The sequence below is a fragment of the Streptomyces sp. PA03-3a genome (genome assembly GCF_033792735.1).
In the GTDB taxonomy this organism is placed as follows: domain Bacteria; phylum Actinomycetota; class Actinomycetes; order Streptomycetales; family Streptomycetaceae; genus Actinacidiphila.
This window is the reverse complement of record NZ_JARAVM010000073.1, coordinates 1-17334: the sequence shown is the minus strand read 5'-3', so window position 1 is coordinate 17334 and position 17334 is coordinate 1. Positions and strand designations below refer to the sequence as shown.

The following is a 17334-nucleotide window of genomic DNA, read 5'->3' as shown; positions in this document are numbered from 1 at the left end:
CGGGTCCGCTGGCTGGTCGCGGCCGCCGCCGACGCCCAGGCCGCCGGGGACACGCGGCGGGCGCGCGGCCTGATGCGCCGGGCCGGAGCCCAGGGCGGACCGGCACCGGGCGGGGCACCGGGCGCGCTGGTCCGGGGCGAGATCGAACTGCGGGACGGGGTGCCCGCCGTGGCCTGCCGCGACCTGACCGCCGCGGTCGGCGGCTTCCCCGCCGACCGGCGCGCACCGGCCGTACGGGCCCTGATGCTGGCCGGCGAGGCGGGGTGCCTGACGGGCGACTTCGCCGCGTTCTTCGGCCTCGCCGACCGTGCCGGCGCCCTGCGCCGCAGCGACGACCCACCGGAACAGCGACTGGTCTTCGACCACTTCGCGGGGCTCGCGGCGACCTTCCGGGGCCGGCACGACCACGCGCAGTGGGCGCTGCGCCGGGTGGTCCGGATCGCCGAGACGCTGGCGGACCCGGAGTCCGCGATCTGGGCCGCCCAGGCCGCGTACACCCTCGGGGACGCACCGAGGGCGCTGGGCCTCGCGGCCTCGGCCGTGCACCGGGCGCGGCAGCAGGGGGCGGACGCGCTGGTGCCGGCGGCCCTGGTCTACGAGGCCCTGTGCGCGCTGGCGCTCGACCGGTACGCCGCCGCCGGGGCCGCCGCCGAGGAGGGACTGCGGCTCTCGGAGGCGACCGGCCAGCGCAACCTCGCCGTGGACCACCTCTCGGTGCTGGCGCTGCTCGCCGCGCTGCAGGGCGACAGCGCCACCGCGGGGCTGCGGTTGGCGGCCGCCGAACGCGCCGTCGCCGTACGGGGGCTGGGCCGTCCCGGGGCCTTCAACTGCTGGGTGTCCGCCTGCGCGGACCTCGCCGCGGACCGGCCCGCCGACGCGCTGTCCCGCTTCGCCCGTATGCGCGGCGGCGCGGGCCAGGTGAATCTGGCGGTCCGCGGGATGGCGGCGCCCCACTTCGTCGAGGCGGCGGTCCGCTGCGGGCAGCGGGCGAAGGCCGCGGGGGCGCTGCGCGCGTACGAGCACTGGGCGACGGCGAGCCGCAGCAGCGTCCGGCTGGCGCTGGCGCACCGCTGCCACGGGCTGCTGGCGGAGGACGACGCGAGCGCCGTGGACCACTTCCGGGAGGCGCTGCGGCTCCACCAAGGAGACGACACCGTCCTGGAGATGGCCAAGACGGAGCTGTTCTACGCCTCCAGGCTGCGACGCACCCGCCGTCCCGGCGAGGCCCGCGGCCTGCTGCGGGACGCGGTGTCCGTGTTCCGACAGTTCGACGCCCGCCCCTGGGCGGAACGGGCCGCGGCCGAACTGCGCGCCGCCGGTGACCGGGTGGGCCCGGTGGACCGCGAGCCCGGCGGCCGCCGGGAGCTGACGGCGCAGCAGACGAGGATCTGCGAGCTGGTGGCGCAGGGCGCCACCAATCGCGAGATCGCCGATCTGCTGCTGCTCAGCACGCGGACGGTCGAGTACCACCTGCGGAACATCTTCAGCCGGCTCGGGGTGCGCTCGCGCGTCGAGCTGGCGTCGCTGTTCCGCTGAGCGGGGCGGGGCCGCCGGGCACCGGCGCACGACGACCGCCGGACGGCCGGCGACCGCCGGCGTCCGGTGTCAGTGGACGTGGTGTGGCGCGCCGGTCAGGCGACCGCGAACCAGACCACGGCGGCGATCACGACGACGGCCGCGATGACGCCGACGATCAGCCCGGTCTTGTTGCCGCCCGCGGCCTGGACCTGGGCGGGCTCCTCGTCGACGAAGGCGCGGAACATCTGCGTGTTGCCGGCCGGGTCGTAGTTGTTGTCAGGGGTAGTCATGGGGCAGGACCCTAGCGAAGTCGTGTCGGGCAGGTCACCCCAGGTCCGCCGTTGACGAGGGAACAGCCGGGGAATACCGCTTGTCGCCGCCGCGTCCAAGTCCACATGGCACTCATCGGCAACTCTGATCTCGACGTCTCCCCCCTCTGTCTCGGCGGCAACGTCTTCGGCTGGACCGCGGACGAGGCGACCTCCTTCGAGGTGCTGGACTCCTTCGCGGAGGCGGGCGGCAACTTCGTCGACACCGCGGACGTGTACTCGGCGTGGGTCCCGGGCCACAGCGGCGGGGAGTCCGAGACCGTGATCGGCTCCTGGCTCGCCAAGCGCGGCCGCCGCGACGACGTCCTCGTCGCCACCAAGGTCGGCTCCCACCCCGACTTCAAGGGCCTGAAGGCCGCGACGGTCAAGGCCGCAGCGGAGGAGTCGCTGCGCCGGCTGGGCACCGACCGGATCGACCTCTACTACACGCACTACGACGACCCCGAGACCCCGGTCGAGGAGATCGTCACCGCTCTGGACGGGCTGGTCCGCGAGGGCAAGGTCCGCCACGTCGCGGCCTCCAACATCAGCCCCGAGCGGCTGGCGGCCTCGCTGGAGTTCGCCGACCGCGAGGGCCTGACCAAGTACGTTGCGCTGCAGCAGCACTACAACCTGGTGGAGCGGGAGCAGTACGAGGGTCCGCTGCGCGAGGTCGTCCAGGCGCACGGTCTCGCCTCCGTGCCGTACTTCGGTCTGGCCCGGGGCTTCCTCACCGGCAAGTACCGGCCCGGCGTCACGGTGGACAGCCCCCGGGCGGAGGGCGCGGGCGCCTACCTGGGGTCGGAGCGCGGGCCGCGGGTGCTGGCCGCGCTGGACGAGGTCGCGGCCGCGCACGGCGTGGAGCCGGCGAGCGTCGCGCTGGCCTGGCTGCGGTCGCAGCCGACCGTCGTGGCGCCGATCGCCAGCGCCCGTACGCCCGGGCAGCTGTCCGCGCTGCTGGCGTCGATGGCCCTGGAGCTGACCGCCGCGGAGCTGGATCAGCTCACGAAGGCATCTGTCTGATCTGAACTGCGGCTTTCATTCCGACGACCCGCCTCCTCGGCCGGAGGCGGGTCGTTCCTTTTGGAGGTTTTTACCCGAAAGAATTTGCCTGCAGCAACCAAACGTTTCTAAGGTTGCTTGAGGCAACCAACAAGAGTCGGGAAGCGAGGCGCCATGGCGACGCAGGAGCAGTTCGCGGAGCTCGCGAGCCAGCTGCGCGCGATCCCGGTGGTCGCCCGCGAACTCAGCCGGGCCTGTCCACCGCAGTGCCCGCCGGCGTCGCTCGGCGTGCTCTCGGTGATCAGCCGCCACGGCGAGCTGCGGATGAGCCGGCTGGCCGAGCTGCTGGAGGTCGACATGTCCGTCACCAGCAGACACGTGTCCCACCTCGCCGAGCGCGGCTGGATCGACCGGCTGCCCGACCCGCACGACAAGCGGTCGCGGTTGCTGCGTCTGACCCCCGGCGGCGCGGACATGCTGCGCGCCGCCCAGGACCGGGTCGCCGAGGCGCTGGCCCACCACCTGAGGGACTGGCCGGACGAGGACGTCACCGAGTTCTCCCGGCTGCTGGACCGGCTGCGCAGGGACTTCGCCGCCGACTGCCGCCCCCGTACACACTCCACGACGTGAAGAGGATGACGATGGCAACAACCGCACCACCGACCGGTGTGCGGGGGACCGATGCCCACGCAGGACACGCGGCCCCCATGTCGCACCGGCAGATCGTACGAGCCCTGACAGGGCTGATCCTCGGCTTGTTCGTGGCGATCCTGTCGTCCACGATCGTCTCCAACGCCCTGCCGAGGATCATCTCCGATCTGCACGGCGGGCAGAGTGCCTACACCTGGGTCGTCACCGCGGCCCTGCTCTCCACCACCGCCACCACGCCGCTGTGGGGCAAGCTCTCGGACCTGTTCAGCAAGAAGCTGCTGGTCCAGCTGGCGCTGGTGATCTACGTGGTGGGCTCGCTGGTCGCGGGTCTGTCGCAGAACGCCGGCATGCTCATCGCCTGCCGTGTCGTCCAGGGCATAGGCGCCGGCGGTCTGACCGCGCTGACCCAGGTCATCATGGCCGCGATGATCTCCCCGCGCGAGCGCGGCCGGTACAGCGGCTACCTCGGTGCGGCCTTCGCCCTCGGCACCGTCGGCGGCCCGCTGCTCGGCGGCGTCATCGTCGACACCGACTGGCTCGGCTGGCGCTGGTGCTTCTACGTCGGCGTGCCCTTCGCGATCATCGCGCTGATCGTGCTGCAGAAGACCCTGCACCTGCCGGTCGCCAGGCGCCGGGTCAAGGTCGACTGGGCGGGTGCCTTCTTCGTCACCGCCGCCGTCAGCCTGCTGCTGGTCTGGGTCACCTTCGCCGGCGACAAGTACGACTGGATCTCCTGGCAGACCTACGCCATGACCGCGGGCGCGCTGCTGCTCGTCCTGGTCTTCGTCCTGGTCGAGTCCCGCGCGAGCGAGCCGATCATGCCGCTGCGGCTGTTCCGCAACAAGACCATCAGCCTGACCTCGGTCGCCTCGATGTTCGTCGGCACCGGGATGTTCGGCAGCACGGTCTTCCTCAGCCAGTACTTCCAGCTGGCGCGGGGCGAGTCGCCGACGATGTCCGGCGTCATGACCATCCCGCTGATCGCCGGCCTGTTCCTCTCCTCCACCGTCTCCGGCCTGATCATCACCCGCACCGGCCGCTGGAAGGCGTTCCTGGTCTCCGGCGGGGTACTGCTCACCGGCGGCCTCGCCCTGCTGGGCTCGATGCGCTCCGACACCCCGTACTGGCACCTGGCGCTCTACATGGCGCTGCTGGGCCTCGGCGTCGGCATGATGCTGCAGAACCTGGTGCTGGCCGTGCAGAACCAGGTGGGCGCCGCCGACCTCGGTGCCGCCAGTTCCGTCGTCACCTTCTTCCGCACCCTCGGTGGCGCGATCGGCGTCTCCGCGCTGGGCGCGGTGCTCGGCAACCGCGTGACGCACTACGTCGCGGACGGCCTGGCGGCCCTGGGCGTGAAGTCCGGCGGCGAGTCCGCCGGCGGCATTCCCGACCTGGCCACGCTGCCCGCGCCGATCCGCCACGTCGTGGAGAGCGCGTACGGCCACGGCGCCGGCGACGTCTTCCTGGTCGCGGCCCCCGTGGCGTTCCTCGCGCTGCTGCTGGTGATCTTCATCAAGGAAGTGCCGCTCAAGACCGCGAGCGGTCTGCAGCAGGCGGCCGGTGTCCCCGGCCACGCCGAGCAGACCCCGGCCGTACCGGCCCAGGCCTCCGCGGCCGAGACCCTCGCCGAGACCGCGGCCGAGACCGCCGAGGCGGTCAGCGTGGCCGCGCCGGTGATCCCCCTGCCGGCCGAGGGCACCGCGATCCACGGCCAGGTGCGCGGCTCCGAGGGCGCGGGCGTCGAACGGGCCACGCTCACCCTGATCTCGCTCACCGGCCGCCAGCTCGGCCGCGCCTCCACCCGCGCGGACGGCGGCTACGAGCTGATCGCACCCGGCGCCGGCTCGTACGTCCTCATCGCCGCCGCCGACGGCCACCAGCCGCAGGCCTCCACCGTGGTGGTCGGCGAGGAGCCCGTCCCGTACGACGTGGTCCTGGCCGGCACCAGCGGGCTCACCGGCACGGTGGTCGCCGAGGCGACCGGCATACCCGTCGCGGGCGCCATGGTCGTGGTGACCGACGTGCGCGGCGAGGTCCTGGCCACCGGCGGCACCGGCGCCGACGGCGCCTTCGGCTTCGAGGACCTGCCGGCGGGCGACTTCACCCTGGCCGTCAACGCCGCCGGCTACCGGCCGGCCGCGCTGCCGGTCGAGGTCGCGGGCAACGGCCCGACCCACGTCGAGGTCCCGCTCCGCGCCGGAGCCCGCCTGCAGGGCACCGTGCTCGGCGGCACCGCGCGGACGCCGCTCCCGGAGGCCCGCGTCACGCTGATCGACGCGGCCGGGAACGTGGTGGCGACCGCCACCACCGGCTCCGACGGGGCGTACGCCTTCGGCGACCTGGACGCCGGCGAGTACTCGCTGGTCGCAAGCGGCTACCCGCCGGTGGCCACCCAGGTCACCGTCGGCAACGGCGCCGCGACCGGCCCCGAGGCCGGCTTCGACGTCGAGCTGAACCACCCCGAGGGGTGAACCATCGGCCGGTCCGTGCGCCGCGGAGACGCACGGGCCGGTGGACGGGGGACGAACGGGCCCGGCCGGACGGCCGGGCAGGGGACGGCCAGGACCGTCCGGACCGGGCCCGGCCGGGGGAACACACCGAAGGCGAGCGAGGTACATGAACACGACGGCAGGAGCCGGGCTGCGCGGGCGGATCCGGACGAAGGACGGCTGGGCGGTGCCGCACGCCGTGGTCACCGTCACCGACATGACCGGGCAGCAGATCGCGCGGGAGCCCGCGGACGCCGAGGGCGCCGTGCGCACCGCCGCGTTGGCCCCCGGCGCGTACACCGTGATCGTGACGGCCGTGGGCTACCGCCCGGCCGCCGCGACGGCACTGGTGACGGCCTCCGGCTCGGCGGACCTCGGGACACTGCTGCTGGACCGCGCGGGCGGCCTCGAACTGCCGCCGCCCGGACCGTGGACGATCGACCCGGCGCACTCCGAGGTCGGCGCGGTCGCCCAGCACCTGGGCCTGTCCAGCGTGCACGGCCGCTTCAGGACCTTCGCGGGCCGGATCGACGTCGCGGAGCAGCCGCTCGCCTCGTCCGTCGAGGCCGTGATCGACGCGGCGTCGATCGACACGGGGAACGCCACCCGCGACGAGCACCTGCGCTCCGCCGACTTCCTCGACGTCCGCGAACACCCGGCCGTCACCTACCGCAGCACCTCGCTGGAGCCGGCCGGCGGCGACCGGTGGACCGTCCACGGGGAGCTGACGATGCGCGGGGTCACCCGCCCCGTCGACCTGGACCTGGCCTGCCTGGGCACCGGCCCGGACCCCTGGGGCGGCGTGCGCGCCGCCTTCCGCGCCACGGCGGAACTGCGCCGCGAGGACTTCGCGATGAACTGGAACCAGGTCGTCCGGGCCGGCATCGCCACCATGGGGACGACGCTCAGGATCACCCTCGACATCCAGGCGGTCCAGGGGACGGCCCTCCCCGCCGTATGACCGCGGGACGCATAGGCTGCCGTCCATGGCTGCCAACATCGCGACCAACACCAGCGTCCAGCTCGATCAGCTGCTGGAATTCGTACGACCGCGCCACCGCGCCCTTCTGCTGACCACCCGCGCCGACGGACGCCCCCAGGGCTCCCCCGTCACCTGCGGGGTCGACGACGCGGGGCGCCTGGTCGTCTCGACGTACCCCGAACGCGCCAAGGCCCGCAACGTCCGCCGCGACCCGCGGGCCTCGGTCATCGTCCTGTCGGACGAGTGGGACGGCCCCTGGGTGCAGGTCGACGGCACCGCCGAGGTCATCGACTCCCCCGACTCCGTCGAGCCCCTGGTGGAGTACTACCGCAACATCGCGGGCGAGCACCCGGACTGGGACGAGTACCGCGCGGCCATGGTCAGGCAGGGCAAGTCCCTGGTCCGCGTGACCCCCGAGCACTGGGGCCCCATCGCCACGGGCGGCTTCCCGGCGCGGCTGGCCCCCAAGGACTAGAGGCGGCCCCGGCACGAGCGGCTCACACCGCCTCGCCCGGTTTGATCAGGTAGCCGGCGCCGCGCCGGGTGTGGATCATCGGGGGCCGGCCCGCGTCGATCTTCTTGCGCAGGTAGGAGATGTAGAGCTCGACGACGTTGGCCTGGCCCCCGAAGTCGTAGGACCAGACGCGGTCGAGGATCTGCGCCTTGCTCAGCACCCGGCGCGGATTGCGCATCAGGTACCGCAGCAGCTCGAACTCGGTCGCCGTGAGGTGGACGCCCTGGCCGCCGCGGCTGACCTCGTGGCTGTCCTCGTCGAGTACGAGGTCGCCCACGACCAGCAGCGAGTCCTGGCGGACGGCGGCCGCCCCGGCCCGGCGCAGCAGTCCGCGCAGCCGGGCCACGACCTCCTCCAGACCGAACGGCTTGGTGACGAAGTCGTCCCCGCCCGCGGTGAGGCCCGCGATGCGGTCCTCGACGGCGTCCTTGGCGGTGACGAACAGCGCGGGCACGCCGGGCAGCTCGCGGCGCAGGCGGGCCAGGACCGCGGGCCCGTCCATGTCGGGGAGCACGACGTCGAGGACCACGGCGTCCGGTCGCAGCTCGCGCGCGGTGCGCAGCGCCTCGGAGCCGGTGTGTTCGGTGGTGACGTCCCAACCCTCGTAGCGCAGGGCCATGGAGAGCAGGTCGGCGAGGTCGTTCTCGTCGTCGACGACGAGCACCCGGACAGGTGAGCCGTCGGGGCGCGTGAGGCCGGCGGCGGGGGAGGGAGACGCGGTCATGCCCGCATCCTGTGCGCCGTCCCTGAGAACGCCCTTTCCGCCGTCTGTGATTTCCCTCAGAATCGCCTGCCTCTCGCGGGGACTGCCGCGAGAGGCGGGCACACCACCCTGACGCGCCGCCGGGCGGGGAATGCGCGGGCCGCGGACCGCGTTTTACTACCAGGGACGTCGAACTTCCTCGGACTTCACACGGACTTCGTGGCGGGAGAAGACCCATGAGCGACAGCCGGACGCCGGCGATCGGACGATACGGCCTGTGGAGCGCCGGGCTGCGCGACCCCGACCCGGCCCGGGCGGCCGAACTGGCCGAGACCGCGGCCGAACTGGAGGAACTGGGGTACGGCGCCCTGTGGCTCGGCGGCAGCAGCGGCGTCGAGCACGCGGCCCCCCTGATCGCGGCCACCTCCTCGATCACCGTCGCGACCGGCATCCTCAGCATCTGGCAGTACGAGGCCGGGGACGCCGCCGCCCGCCAGGCCGCGCTCGAGGCGGCCCACCCCGGGCGCTTCCTGCTGGGGATCGGCGTGAGCCACGCCCGCCTCGTCGAGCAGTACAAGCGCCCGTACGCCGCGATGACCGCCTATCTCGACGCGCTGGACGCCGCCGGTGCGCCGGCCGACCAGCGGGTGCTCGCCGCGCTGGGCCCGCGGATGCTGGAACTCGCCCGCGACCGCTCGGCGGGCGCCCACCCGTACCTGGTCACCGTCGAGCACACCGCCGAGGCCCGCGCCACGCTGGGCGAAGGACCGCTGCTGGCACCGGAGTTCACGGTCGTCCTGGAGAGCGACCCGACGCGGGCCCGCGAGACCGCCAGGGAGATGCTCGCGTTCTACCTGACGCTCCCCAACTACACGGGCAACTGGCTGCGCCTGGGCTTCGACGAGGACGACCTCGCCGACGGGGGCAGCGACCGGCTGGTCGACGCGCTCTTCGGCTGGGGCGACGAGGAGCGGGTCCGGCAGCGGATCGACGCCTTCCTCGACGCGGGCGCCGACCACGTCGCCGTCCAGGTACTGGCCTCGGGTGAGGACGGGTCCGGACTGCCGCGCGAACAGTGGCGCCGGCTGGCGGAGGCGCTGAAGCCCGCCGGTCACTGACGGTCCGCCCGGAGGCAACCGGCGGCATCCCAGCGAACAGGAACGCAACGCTCCGCTCAAAGGCGTTCAGCGCCCGGCCACCCCACGGGGCCGGGCGTATGTTCGGCCCCATGGACAGCGGCACCGTGCCCCGCACCGTCCCGGTCGACCGCATGGCGTCCGGCGACCACGCCTGCCTGGGCTTCCAGGACGAGGACGACCGCTGGGAGATCCGCGCCGCCTTCACCGCGATCGGCCTGGCCCGCGGCGAACGCGTGCTGCTCCTCACCGGCCCCGGCACACCCCCGGACGAGGCCGTCACCCACCTCACCGCGCGAGGGATCCGGGCAGCCGACGCGTTACGTCACGGCGCGCTCGTCATCACCCCCGCGGTCCCCGGCTACGACACGGCCGCCGCCTGGACCGCGCTGACGAACGCCGCCCACGGACAGGGCTTCTCGGGCCTGCGCGCCGCCGGTGACATGTCCTGGGCACTGGGTCCCGGCCTCGACAGCGACCGCCTGCTCGGCCACGAGACCGCCATGACCCCGGTGCTGGCGGGCCTCGGCCTCACCGCCATCTGCGAGTACGACGAGCGGCGCTGCGCGGCCTCGCTCCTCGGCAGGGTCCGGGCCGCCCACCCGGTCTGCGTCCGCCCGCGCCACGGCTCCCTGCGCGCGGAGCACACAGGCCGCACCCTCGCCCTCCGCGGCGACGCCGACCTCGCCACCCGCGACGACTTCGAACTGGCCGTCCGTCACGCCTTCGCGGCGCCCTCCGGCCCGCCGACCCGGGTCGACCTCACCCGGCTGTCCTTCATCGACGCCCGCTGCGCATCCGTCCTGATCCGCCACGCGGCGTCCCTCGGCCCCGCCGACCGCGTCACCATCCGCTGCCCGCGACTGCACGCGCGCACCCTGCGGCTGTGCGGCGCGGCCGAGGTCCCCCAGCTCCTCCTCGAGGAGAGCTGAACCCTCGGCCCGGTGTCAGGCCTGCTGGGCCGCCCAGAACTCGTCCCACGAGATCTTGCCGTCGCCGTTGGCGTCGACGGCCCTGATGACGCTCTGCGCCACGGTCTCGGTCACGTTGAAGTCCCCGAGCTGCGCCATCACGCTCTTGTACTCGCCGGCCGTGATGAGCCCGTCCCCGTCGACATCGAATCGCGTGAACGCCTTCTTGGCCGCCTCGATGTCCGCCATCGTGACCACCCCTCCATGTGTGTACTCGGTCCTGACTGCGCACACCCTAGCCGCCGCGACGTCCCCGCCGGCGGGCGGGCGGAGGTGGATCACGGCGGCCGCCGGCCCGCCGCCCGCAGCGCGCCGGGCACCTTCGCCGTCGCCTCGGGGCGACCGCCCCGCACCTGCGCCACCACCGCTCCGGCTCATGACGCGTCCGGGCCGCGACCCCTGACTCCGAGTGACGCGGAAGCATCCGCGCGCTCGTGGTGCACGACGCGACAGGCCCCCGGGTGATCCCGGGGGCCGGAGACGACGAAGCTGTCCCCGTCGGATTCGATCATCCAGGGGAATACCGCGTCGTCCGCGGGGAGGTCATAGCGCTCCTGCAGCACCGCGAATTCGACCTCGGTCGCCCGCCGAAGGTGAATACCCCTCTCGTAGACGGGCTTGAGCAGCATGAGTTCCACGTGGCCGAAGTACAGCTCGACGCAGGCGTATTGTCGACCGCGATGGCATCGCTGCGCAGCAGCAGCACCCGGTGCGACGGCCCGAAGCTGACCACGCGGAACAGTAGCCCCTCGCGTACAAAGTCGGTCGTCAGGTTGCTGCGCCCAGTCCCGCAGGGGAATGTCCTTCATCGCTGTCGCATTGGAGGCGAGCACTACAGCGGGAAGCATTGTCGCCGGTGGCCTCGGCGCGGTCTCCGCAGGCTTGGCCGGGTACGCCGGCAAGACGTTCGTCCGGTCACAGGAAGCAGCGGCGATTCGTCTTCGGTCGTATTTCGATCGGCCGTTGGAGTTCTCTATGTACCTTGCTGCCGAAAGGCTCGTGACCGATGCCGATCTGGCCCCCGAGCAACGGCGCGAAGTCTTGATAGCCATCGCTCAGGCCATGGTCGCCCCGCTGGCTGCTCCGGCACCTGCCCACAGGGAGCAGCCGACAGTGCTGGTCCCCCCGTCGCGCAATGGTGTTGCTTCCGCGTGACGGCGGCCCCCACCTGTGCCGGGTGGGGGCCGCCGTCGTGTGCTCGGTCAGGGAACCGTGACTGCTGTGCCGGGCAAACCGCGGGTGCGGTCTGCCCAGGCGTATGTCCGACGCGAGCCAGGCCGGTCCGGAGCAGGTTGCACGGGGCCGGCGAGGGCGTTCACGAGCGGATCAGAAGGCAGTGGCGCCATCCAGCGCCCACCAGGTGCCGTTGCCGAGGTCGACCTTGCGCAGGCCACCGGTGGCGAGCCCCTGGTACTGGTAGAGCGAGGAGCCGTCGGACGCTTCCAGGTCGGGTCGCCCGTCTCCGGAGGTGTCGCCGACGCCGAGGATGTGGTCCATCGAGTTCCAGCCGCCGGTGCCGATGAGCTTGCGTGCGCCGAGAGTCCGGGTCGAGGTTCCGGGGTAGAGCCACAGCTTCCCTGTGGCCTTCTCCCTGGCAACGAGGTCAGCCCGGCCATCGCCGGTCATGTCACCAGCGCCGACGAGGGCGTTCATGCCGTTCCAGCCGCCGTTGCCGATGAGCTTGCGCGTGCCGAGGCCTCCACTGCTGGTACCCGGATAGAGCCACAGTTTGCCGGTGGCCTTCTCTGCGCCGAGAAGGTCGGAGCGGCCGTCGCCGGTCAGGTCGCCGAACGCCGCGAGCCGGCCCATGGAGTTCCAGCCGCCGTTGCCGATGAGCTTGCGCGTGCCGAGCCCTCCGCTGCCGGTGCCCGGGTACAGCCACAGTTTGCCGGTGGCCTTTTCGCTGGCGATCACGTCCTCGTGACCGTCACGACTGAAGTCGCCGTGCCTCACGAGGGCGTTCATGGCGTTCCAGCCGCCGTTGCCGATGAGGCGCCCGGTGCCGTTGCCGGGCATGAGCCACAGGCGCCCGGCCTCATCACGCAGTACCGCGTCCGCGCGCCGGTCGCCGTTCATGTCGCCGAACCCGAGCGCCTTCGGCGACGTCGCCGTCTCCCAGTAGGGATACGGGTCCGACTCGCACTCGCGCAGCGTGCGCACGAGCTTGATGGAACTGGTATTAGCCTCGGCGCCGTTCGTCGGATAGGACTGGTTAGGGGTATCCCATGAGTACCCGCCGGCCAAGTCGTAGTTCGGCTTGTCGTAGAAACAGACGTTGAATCCCGTGCGGTTGTACCGCGTCTGGATCTTGTTGTCCCAACTCCCCAGCGTGGGCATGCTCGTCTTCGTCTTGAACATCGAGCCCGTACCGTTGCTACTTGCCCAGCCACAGAAGTAGCCCTTGGGACAGTCACTGATCGCCGCCTGCGCGGGCGCCGCGCCGGCCCCGAGCAGCCCGAGCGATGCGAGCCCCAGCGTCGTGGCCAAAGCGGCCGCGCGCTGAAGCAGAGTCTTGCGCATAGTCCCCTCCCTCACGCGGCACGGAGAAGAACCTCAACGTGCCGCGCCAGGAAGATACCCCAGCCTACGAACAGCTGATCAAGCGCCCTGGAGGTGGTCACCGGCTTTGTGCCTCTTCGTCCACCAGTCGGCGACTTGACCGCTCCGAGTTCACCATCCTCGCGCCCCGTGGGGGTCGCTCCAGGTTGTGCGGGGCCCGGCCGGGGAGCCGGCCGGCCGGGGCGACTCAGGTGCGCGTCAGGCGCGAGGCGGGCGGCCTCGGCGCGGTCATACGCCTTGCCCCACGCGTTGCTACAGCAGTGCGGACGCGCCTTGCGGCGCAGCCACCGAGCATCGAGGAGGCCGCGTAATGGCCAAGCGCCGCGCGCCAACGGCGAAGGCACCATCACCAAGCGCAAGGACGGGCGCGATCACGCCGCTGCGTACGTCTACCGCCCCGACGGGACGCGCGTGAGGAAGTTCGTCTACGGCAAGACGCGGGAGGAGGTGAGCCACAAGCTCACCGAACTCAGGAGAAGACCAGGCAGGGCATCCCGGCCGCCACCTCTGCCATGGCGTTCGGCGACTACCTCACGTACTGGCTTGCCACCATCGCAGCCGGTCGGCTCAAGCCCGCCACGCTCAACAGCTACGGGGGGCTGAGTCGGCTCTACATCACCCCGGCGCTCGGCAAGAAGAGGCTCAACCGCCTCTCCCCGACCGATGTCCGGCTGTTCCTGGCCGAGTTCAAGAACGGGTGCCTCTGCTGCCTTCGTGGGGTCGACACCCCCAGGGAGAAGGGCGACCAGACGTGCTGTGCGGTCGGAAGGTGCTGCAAGCGGCACCCGTCCGCGAGGACGGTCCAGTACGTCCACGCGGTCCTGCGCTCCGCACTCCAGCAGGCGGTGCGAGACGTACTCATCGCCCGCAACGTCGCCAAGATCGTGGAGACACCGACGGTCACCCGCCAGGAAGTCCGTCCGTTGGACGGCGCCAAAGCCAAGATGCTGCTCAAGGCCGCACGCGACCACCGGCTCCACGGGCTGTGGCTGCGGCGGGGCGAGGTGCTGGGCCCCACGTGGGCGGATGTCGACCCACCAACGGTCAGCTCCGGGTCCGGCGCAATCTCCAGCGCATCAAGTGTGAGCTGATCTTCGGAACGCCGAAGACGATGTGCTCGGTGCGGACCGTCTCGCTCCCGAAGCGCTGTGTCGCCGCGCTCTCCGCCCACAAGGTCACGCAAGCCCAGGAGCGGACCGTGGCCGGCAACAAGTGGCGGCCCCTCCCGCAGCAGCCGAGCGGGCTGATCTTCACCACCGCCACGGGGCGGGCGACGGACCCCCGGGGCCCCAACAGAATGCTCACTGTCCTCTGTCGCAACGCCGAGATCCGTAGGGTCCGTGTGCACGACCTCCGGCACACGTGCGCGTCGCTGCTCCTGGCTCAGGGGGTCGACGCTCGGACCATCATGGAGACGCTCGGGCAGAGCACGATCACGATGACGCTCGACACCTACGCGCACGTCATGCACACGACCCTGCGGGCCGCAGCCGATCGCATGGACGACGCCCTCGGGCTGGACGAGGAGGACGGCGACGAAGACGCGGTGAGCCTCGCGGCCGGCTGAGACGCCGACCCGAACCACGTTGATGTCAGCCGCTGATGTCAGAAGGCCCCCGAGATGATCTCGGGGGCCTTCTGAGCTGTGTGCACTCGGCAGGATTCGAACCTGCAACCTTCTGATCCGTAGTCAGATGCTCTATCCGTTGAGCTACGAGTGCTTGTGCTTCCCGGCGTTTTCTTGCCGGTCGGCGTTGCGGGAACAACATTACATGACCCGCGCCGTGAGGTGAAATCCATTAGCTACACATGCACTGACCTGCGGAAACGCCACAACGGCGGTCCAGCGGAGGGTCCGGGAACGGCAGAAGCCCCGGCCGGGTGGCCGGGGCTTCTGTGAGGCGGAGGCGGAGGGATTTGAACCCTCGATGGGGGGTAAACCCCAAACCGCATTAGCAGTGCGGCGCCATAGACCGGACTAGGCGACGCCTCCTGGTGTACCCGCGCGAGCGGGTGTGTGCAGATGATGGCACAGCCCACCGGGCTGGGACCAATCGCTGACCAGATTACTAGGCCTCGTGCGGCCAGGGCAAAGGCGTTGCGGCGGGCGCCGGGGCGGCGCGCCCACGATCGGGTGGATTGGGAGGCGCGGGCCGCCGCGGGGAGGTAGGGACGGAGCATGCGATTGGCTCGTGTGCCCATGACCGCCGCGCTCGCGCTCGGCCTGCCGCTGACGGTGGCCGCGCCGGCCCTGGCCTGCCCTCCGGTGCCGGGAGCGCCGCCCGACGTACTGCGGGTGACCGTGGACGACGGGGGCGGCCGCCTGTCGGAGTTCGACCTGCGCTGCGACCCCGTCGGCGGGACCCACCCCGAGGCGTCAAAGGCGTGCGCCCGCCTGGAGCGGCTGGGCGGGCCCGTGGGCCCCTCGCCCCACGGCACGATGTGCACGATGATCTACAGCGGCCCGCAGCGGGCGACGGTGCGCGGCAGCTGGCGCGGCCGGCCCGTGGACGCCCGCTACGACCGCAGCAACGGCTGCGAGACGGCGCGCTGGCGGCAGATGGCCCCGGTGCTGCCCGCGCCCGCGGTCCGCGACGGGTCCGGTGACCTGGGCGTGTGAGTCGGGTGTGGGAGCTGCGGGGGTGACCGACACCACATCCGCACGCCTCGGACGCGAACACTACTCACGCGTACGGGACATGGGTATCCGGAGCCTCACTGCCAACCTCTGCCCGTACACTCGCTCTAGTGACATGCCCCCCGGTCGGCGGCAAGATGGGCCAGCACCGGTGGAAGCCCCTTCGCGGGTGGTGGCGCGGCGGCAAGTGCGGTTTTCAGGGAGGACGCGTCTCGTGAGCAGCAGGCCATCCCGAGGCGCTGCTCGCCTCGCGGCAATACTCGACGCGCTCCCCGACGCCCTGCTCCTGGTGAACGCCAACGGGACCGTCGTCAACGCCAATTCCATCGCCCTGGAGACCTTCGAGTCGCCGGGCACCGCCCTCGTGGGCCGCGGGCTGCTCGACCTCCTGCCGGCGTTCGACGCGCGTCGCATCCCCGGTTCGATGCGCCGCCCCGACGACGACGTGGGCCGCACCAAGCCGACCCGGATGATCGCCCGGCGGACCGACGGCAGTGAAATTCCGGTGGAGGTCACGAGCGCGAACCTCGACGACGCCCGCACACCCTTCGCCGAGACCTACAGCTACACCGGCGACGAGCTGCTGATGCTGGTCGTCCGGGACCTCACCGGGACGCTGGACACCGAGACCGAACTCGCCCGCCAGCAGCGCCAGACCGAGATGATCCTGCGCGCCGCCAGCGAGGGCGTGATCGGCGTCGACACCGACGGCAAGATCGTCCTGGTCAACCCCTCGGCCGCGCAGATCCTGGGCTTCCGGGCCACCGACCTCGGCGGGCAGGAGCTGCACCCTCTGGTGCACCACTCCCGTCCGGACGGAAGCCCGCTCCCGGCCGAGGAGACGCCGCTCTCCGAGACGCTGCGCTCCGGGCTGAAGCACCGGGTCCGCGGCCAGGTGCTGTGGCGCAAGGACGGGCGCTCGGTGCCGGTTGACCTGATCACGGCGCCGGTGCGGGAGGGCGAGCAGCTGGTCGGCGCGGTGATGACCTTCACCGACCGCACGCGCTTCGACGCGCTCGCCGCCCGCAACGCGCAACTGCAGTCGCTGCTCGGCGACGCCCTGCGCGGGCCGCTGGACGAACTGCGGGCCGAGCTCGCCGGGCTGGCCAACGACCCGGCCGGGCAGCTGTGGCCGGAGGCCAACCAGATCCTGCACCACCTGACCGCGGGCTACGCGCGGATCACCACGCTCATCGACAGCGTCCTGTCCTTCCAGCGGCTCGACCGCGGCGAGGAGAAGCTGCAGCGCGAGACGACCTCGATGGACAAGGTCGTGGCGTCCGGTGTCGAGGCCGCGGTCGAGCTGATCGGTCCCGGGCGGGCCCAGTACGCGGTGCACGCCCCGCCGATCGAGGCGACGGTGGACGCCGAGCGGATGTCCCAGGCGCTGTCCCACCTGATCGCGGACGTGGCGGGCGTCGACGCGGCCGGCAACATGCCGGTCGTGGTCGGCGGCGTCGATTCCACGATCGTGGTGGCGGCGGCGCAGCGCGGCGACTCCGTCCGCATCGAGGTGCGCGGCCCGCACGCGGGCGACAACCCGGTGCACGTGCCGGTCGCGCGCGGCATCGTCGAGAAGCACGGCGGCGTGCTCCAGACGCACGAGGTGCCCGGCCAGGGCAGCGCCTACGTGATGGAAGTGCCGGTCGGCAAGGGTGGGGCGAAGACGGCGGTCAAGGAGCCCCGGCGCGAGTCGGAGACGACCGTCATGCCGGTGCCGGCCGAGCCGGTGCGCGGTACCGGCCGCGCCGCTCTGCCGCAGGCGCCGTCCCCGTCGCCGGTGGCCGTGCCGGCCCCGCAGCCGCCGCAGCAGGCCGCACCGGTGGCGGCGGCGCCGGTCCCCGGTGCCGCGCTCGCGCTGCC

The 17334-nt window shown here is 72.3% G+C and carries 18 protein-coding genes and 2 tRNA genes; 13 read left to right on the top strand and 7 right to left on the bottom strand.

All coding sequences use genetic code 11. The annotated features are described in order from the left end of the window. Window positions 1-1536 (top strand): LuxR C-terminal-related transcriptional regulator (locus PV342_RS40175; protein ID WP_500321095.1); only part of this gene is annotated, 1536 nt, incomplete at its 5' end. Window positions 1537-1631: 95 nt separating this feature from the next. Here PV342_RS40175 and PV342_RS40170 read toward each other — a convergent pair. Beyond that, the gene (locus tag PV342_RS40170; RefSeq protein ID WP_018558259.1) at window positions 1632-1808 is read right to left on the bottom strand and encodes a hypothetical protein; all 177 of its coding nucleotides are present in this window, start codon (window positions 1806-1808) and stop codon (window positions 1632-1634) included. A 105-nt stretch (window positions 1809-1913) separates the two neighbouring features. On the opposite strand from PV342_RS40170, the gene PV342_RS40165 reads away from it, so the two are divergent. The 5 genes from PV342_RS40165 to PV342_RS40145 all read left to right on the top strand — a co-directional run bounded on the left by PV342_RS40165 (window position 1914) and on the right by PV342_RS40145 (window position 7425). Then, on the top strand, window positions 1914-2849 hold the full coding sequence (locus tag PV342_RS40165; RefSeq protein ID WP_500321093.1) for an aldo/keto reductase: 936 nt from the start codon (window positions 1914-1916) through the stop codon (window positions 2847-2849). Window positions 2850-3002: 153 nt separating this feature from the next. Beyond that, complete coding sequence (locus PV342_RS40160; protein WP_500321091.1) at window positions 3003-3458, top strand: MarR family winged helix-turn-helix transcriptional regulator; 456 nt, start codon at window positions 3003-3005, stop codon at window positions 3456-3458. 77 nt (window positions 3459-3535) lie between these two features. After that, on the top strand, window positions 3536-5950 hold the full coding sequence (locus tag PV342_RS40155; RefSeq protein WP_472975004.1) for an MFS transporter: 2415 nt from the start codon (window positions 3536-3538) through the stop codon (window positions 5948-5950). Between the two features lie 145 nt (window positions 5951-6095). Further along, window positions 6096-6929, top strand: coding sequence for a YceI family protein (locus PV342_RS40150; protein WP_400799512.1), 834 nt, complete (start codon window positions 6096-6098; stop codon window positions 6927-6929). Between the two features lie 25 nt (window positions 6930-6954). Further along, window positions 6955-7425 carry a PPOX class F420-dependent oxidoreductase gene (locus tag PV342_RS40145; RefSeq protein ID WP_500321089.1) on the top strand — a complete coding sequence of 157 codons (471 nt, stop codon included), beginning with the start codon at window positions 6955-6957 and terminating at the stop codon, window positions 7423-7425. A gap of 22 nt (window positions 7426-7447) precedes the next feature. On the opposite strand, the gene PV342_RS40140 is transcribed toward PV342_RS40145, so the two are convergent. Next, a complete protein-coding gene (locus PV342_RS40140) occupies window positions 7448-8188 on the bottom strand; it encodes a response regulator transcription factor (RefSeq protein ID WP_386989863.1) in 741 nt (246 codons plus the stop codon). Between the two features lie 215 nt (window positions 8189-8403). Between PV342_RS40140 and PV342_RS40135 the strand changes: the two genes are divergently transcribed. Together PV342_RS40135 and PV342_RS40130 are read left to right on the top strand one after the other, a co-directional pair. After that, window positions 8404-9285 carry an LLM class F420-dependent oxidoreductase gene (locus PV342_RS40135; protein ID WP_392607529.1) on the top strand — a complete coding sequence of 294 codons (882 nt, stop codon included), beginning with the start codon at window positions 8404-8406 and terminating at the stop codon, window positions 9283-9285. A gap of 110 nt (window positions 9286-9395) precedes the next feature. Next, window positions 9396-10235: an MEDS domain-containing protein gene (locus PV342_RS40130; protein ID WP_500321086.1), complete on the top strand. Its 840-nt coding sequence runs from the start codon at window positions 9396-9398 to the stop codon at window positions 10233-10235. Between the two features lie 15 nt (window positions 10236-10250). On the opposite strand, the gene PV342_RS40125 is transcribed toward PV342_RS40130, so the two are convergent. Together PV342_RS40125 and PV342_RS40120 are read right to left on the bottom strand one after the other, a co-directional pair. After that, on the bottom strand, window positions 10251-10463 hold the full coding sequence (locus tag PV342_RS40125; protein WP_089225352.1) for an EF-hand domain-containing protein: 213 nt from the start codon (window positions 10461-10463) through the stop codon (window positions 10251-10253). Window positions 10464-10648: 185 nt separating this feature from the next. Beyond that, entirely contained in the window at window positions 10649-10912 is a 264-nt protein-coding gene (locus PV342_RS40120; protein ID WP_400799526.1) for a hypothetical protein, read from the bottom strand. A gap of 160 nt (window positions 10913-11072) precedes the next feature. Here PV342_RS40120 and PV342_RS40115 point away from each other — a divergent pair, with 160 nt between their 5' ends. Continuing rightward, window positions 11073-11429, top strand: coding sequence for a hypothetical protein (locus PV342_RS40115; RefSeq protein WP_500321084.1), 357 nt, complete (start codon window positions 11073-11075; stop codon window positions 11427-11429). A 171-nt stretch (window positions 11430-11600) separates the two neighbouring features. Here the strand turns inward: PV342_RS40115 and PV342_RS40110 are convergent, their stop codons facing one another. Further along, complete coding sequence (locus tag PV342_RS40110) at window positions 11601-12794, bottom strand: FG-GAP-like repeat-containing protein (RefSeq protein WP_500321082.1); 1194 nt, start codon at window positions 12792-12794, stop codon at window positions 11601-11603. A 551-nt stretch (window positions 12795-13345) separates the two neighbouring features. Between PV342_RS40110 and PV342_RS40105 the strand changes: the two genes are divergently transcribed. Further along, window positions 13346-13924 (top strand): tyrosine-type recombinase/integrase, encoded by a 579-nt coding sequence (locus PV342_RS40105; protein ID WP_400799535.1) that lies wholly within the window; start codon window positions 13346-13348, stop codon window positions 13922-13924. Window positions 13925-13953: 29 nt separating this feature from the next. Further along, entirely contained in the window at window positions 13954-14400 is a 447-nt protein-coding gene (locus PV342_RS40100) for a tyrosine-type recombinase/integrase (protein WP_400799538.1), read from the top strand. 81 nt (window positions 14401-14481) lie between these two features. Here PV342_RS40100 and PV342_RS40095 read toward each other — a convergent pair. Both PV342_RS40095 and PV342_RS40090 read right to left on the bottom strand, forming a co-directional pair. Then, window positions 14482-14554: transfer RNA gene (locus PV342_RS40095), tRNA-Arg, on the bottom strand. 181 nt (window positions 14555-14735) lie between these two features. After that, window positions 14736-14826 (bottom strand) — tRNA-Ser (locus PV342_RS40090). A 186-nt stretch (window positions 14827-15012) separates the two neighbouring features. On the opposite strand from PV342_RS40090, the gene PV342_RS40085 reads away from it, so the two are divergent. Together PV342_RS40085 and PV342_RS40080 are read left to right on the top strand one after the other, a co-directional pair. Beyond that, the gene (locus tag PV342_RS40085; RefSeq protein ID WP_400799541.1) at window positions 15013-15453 is read left to right on the top strand and encodes an SSI family serine proteinase inhibitor; all 441 of its coding nucleotides are present in this window, start codon (window positions 15013-15015) and stop codon (window positions 15451-15453) included. A gap of 232 nt (window positions 15454-15685) precedes the next feature. Beyond that, window positions 15686-17334, top strand: a 1649-nt coding sequence (locus PV342_RS40080; protein WP_500321080.1) for a PAS domain-containing protein, incomplete at its 3' end; no start/stop codon positions are given.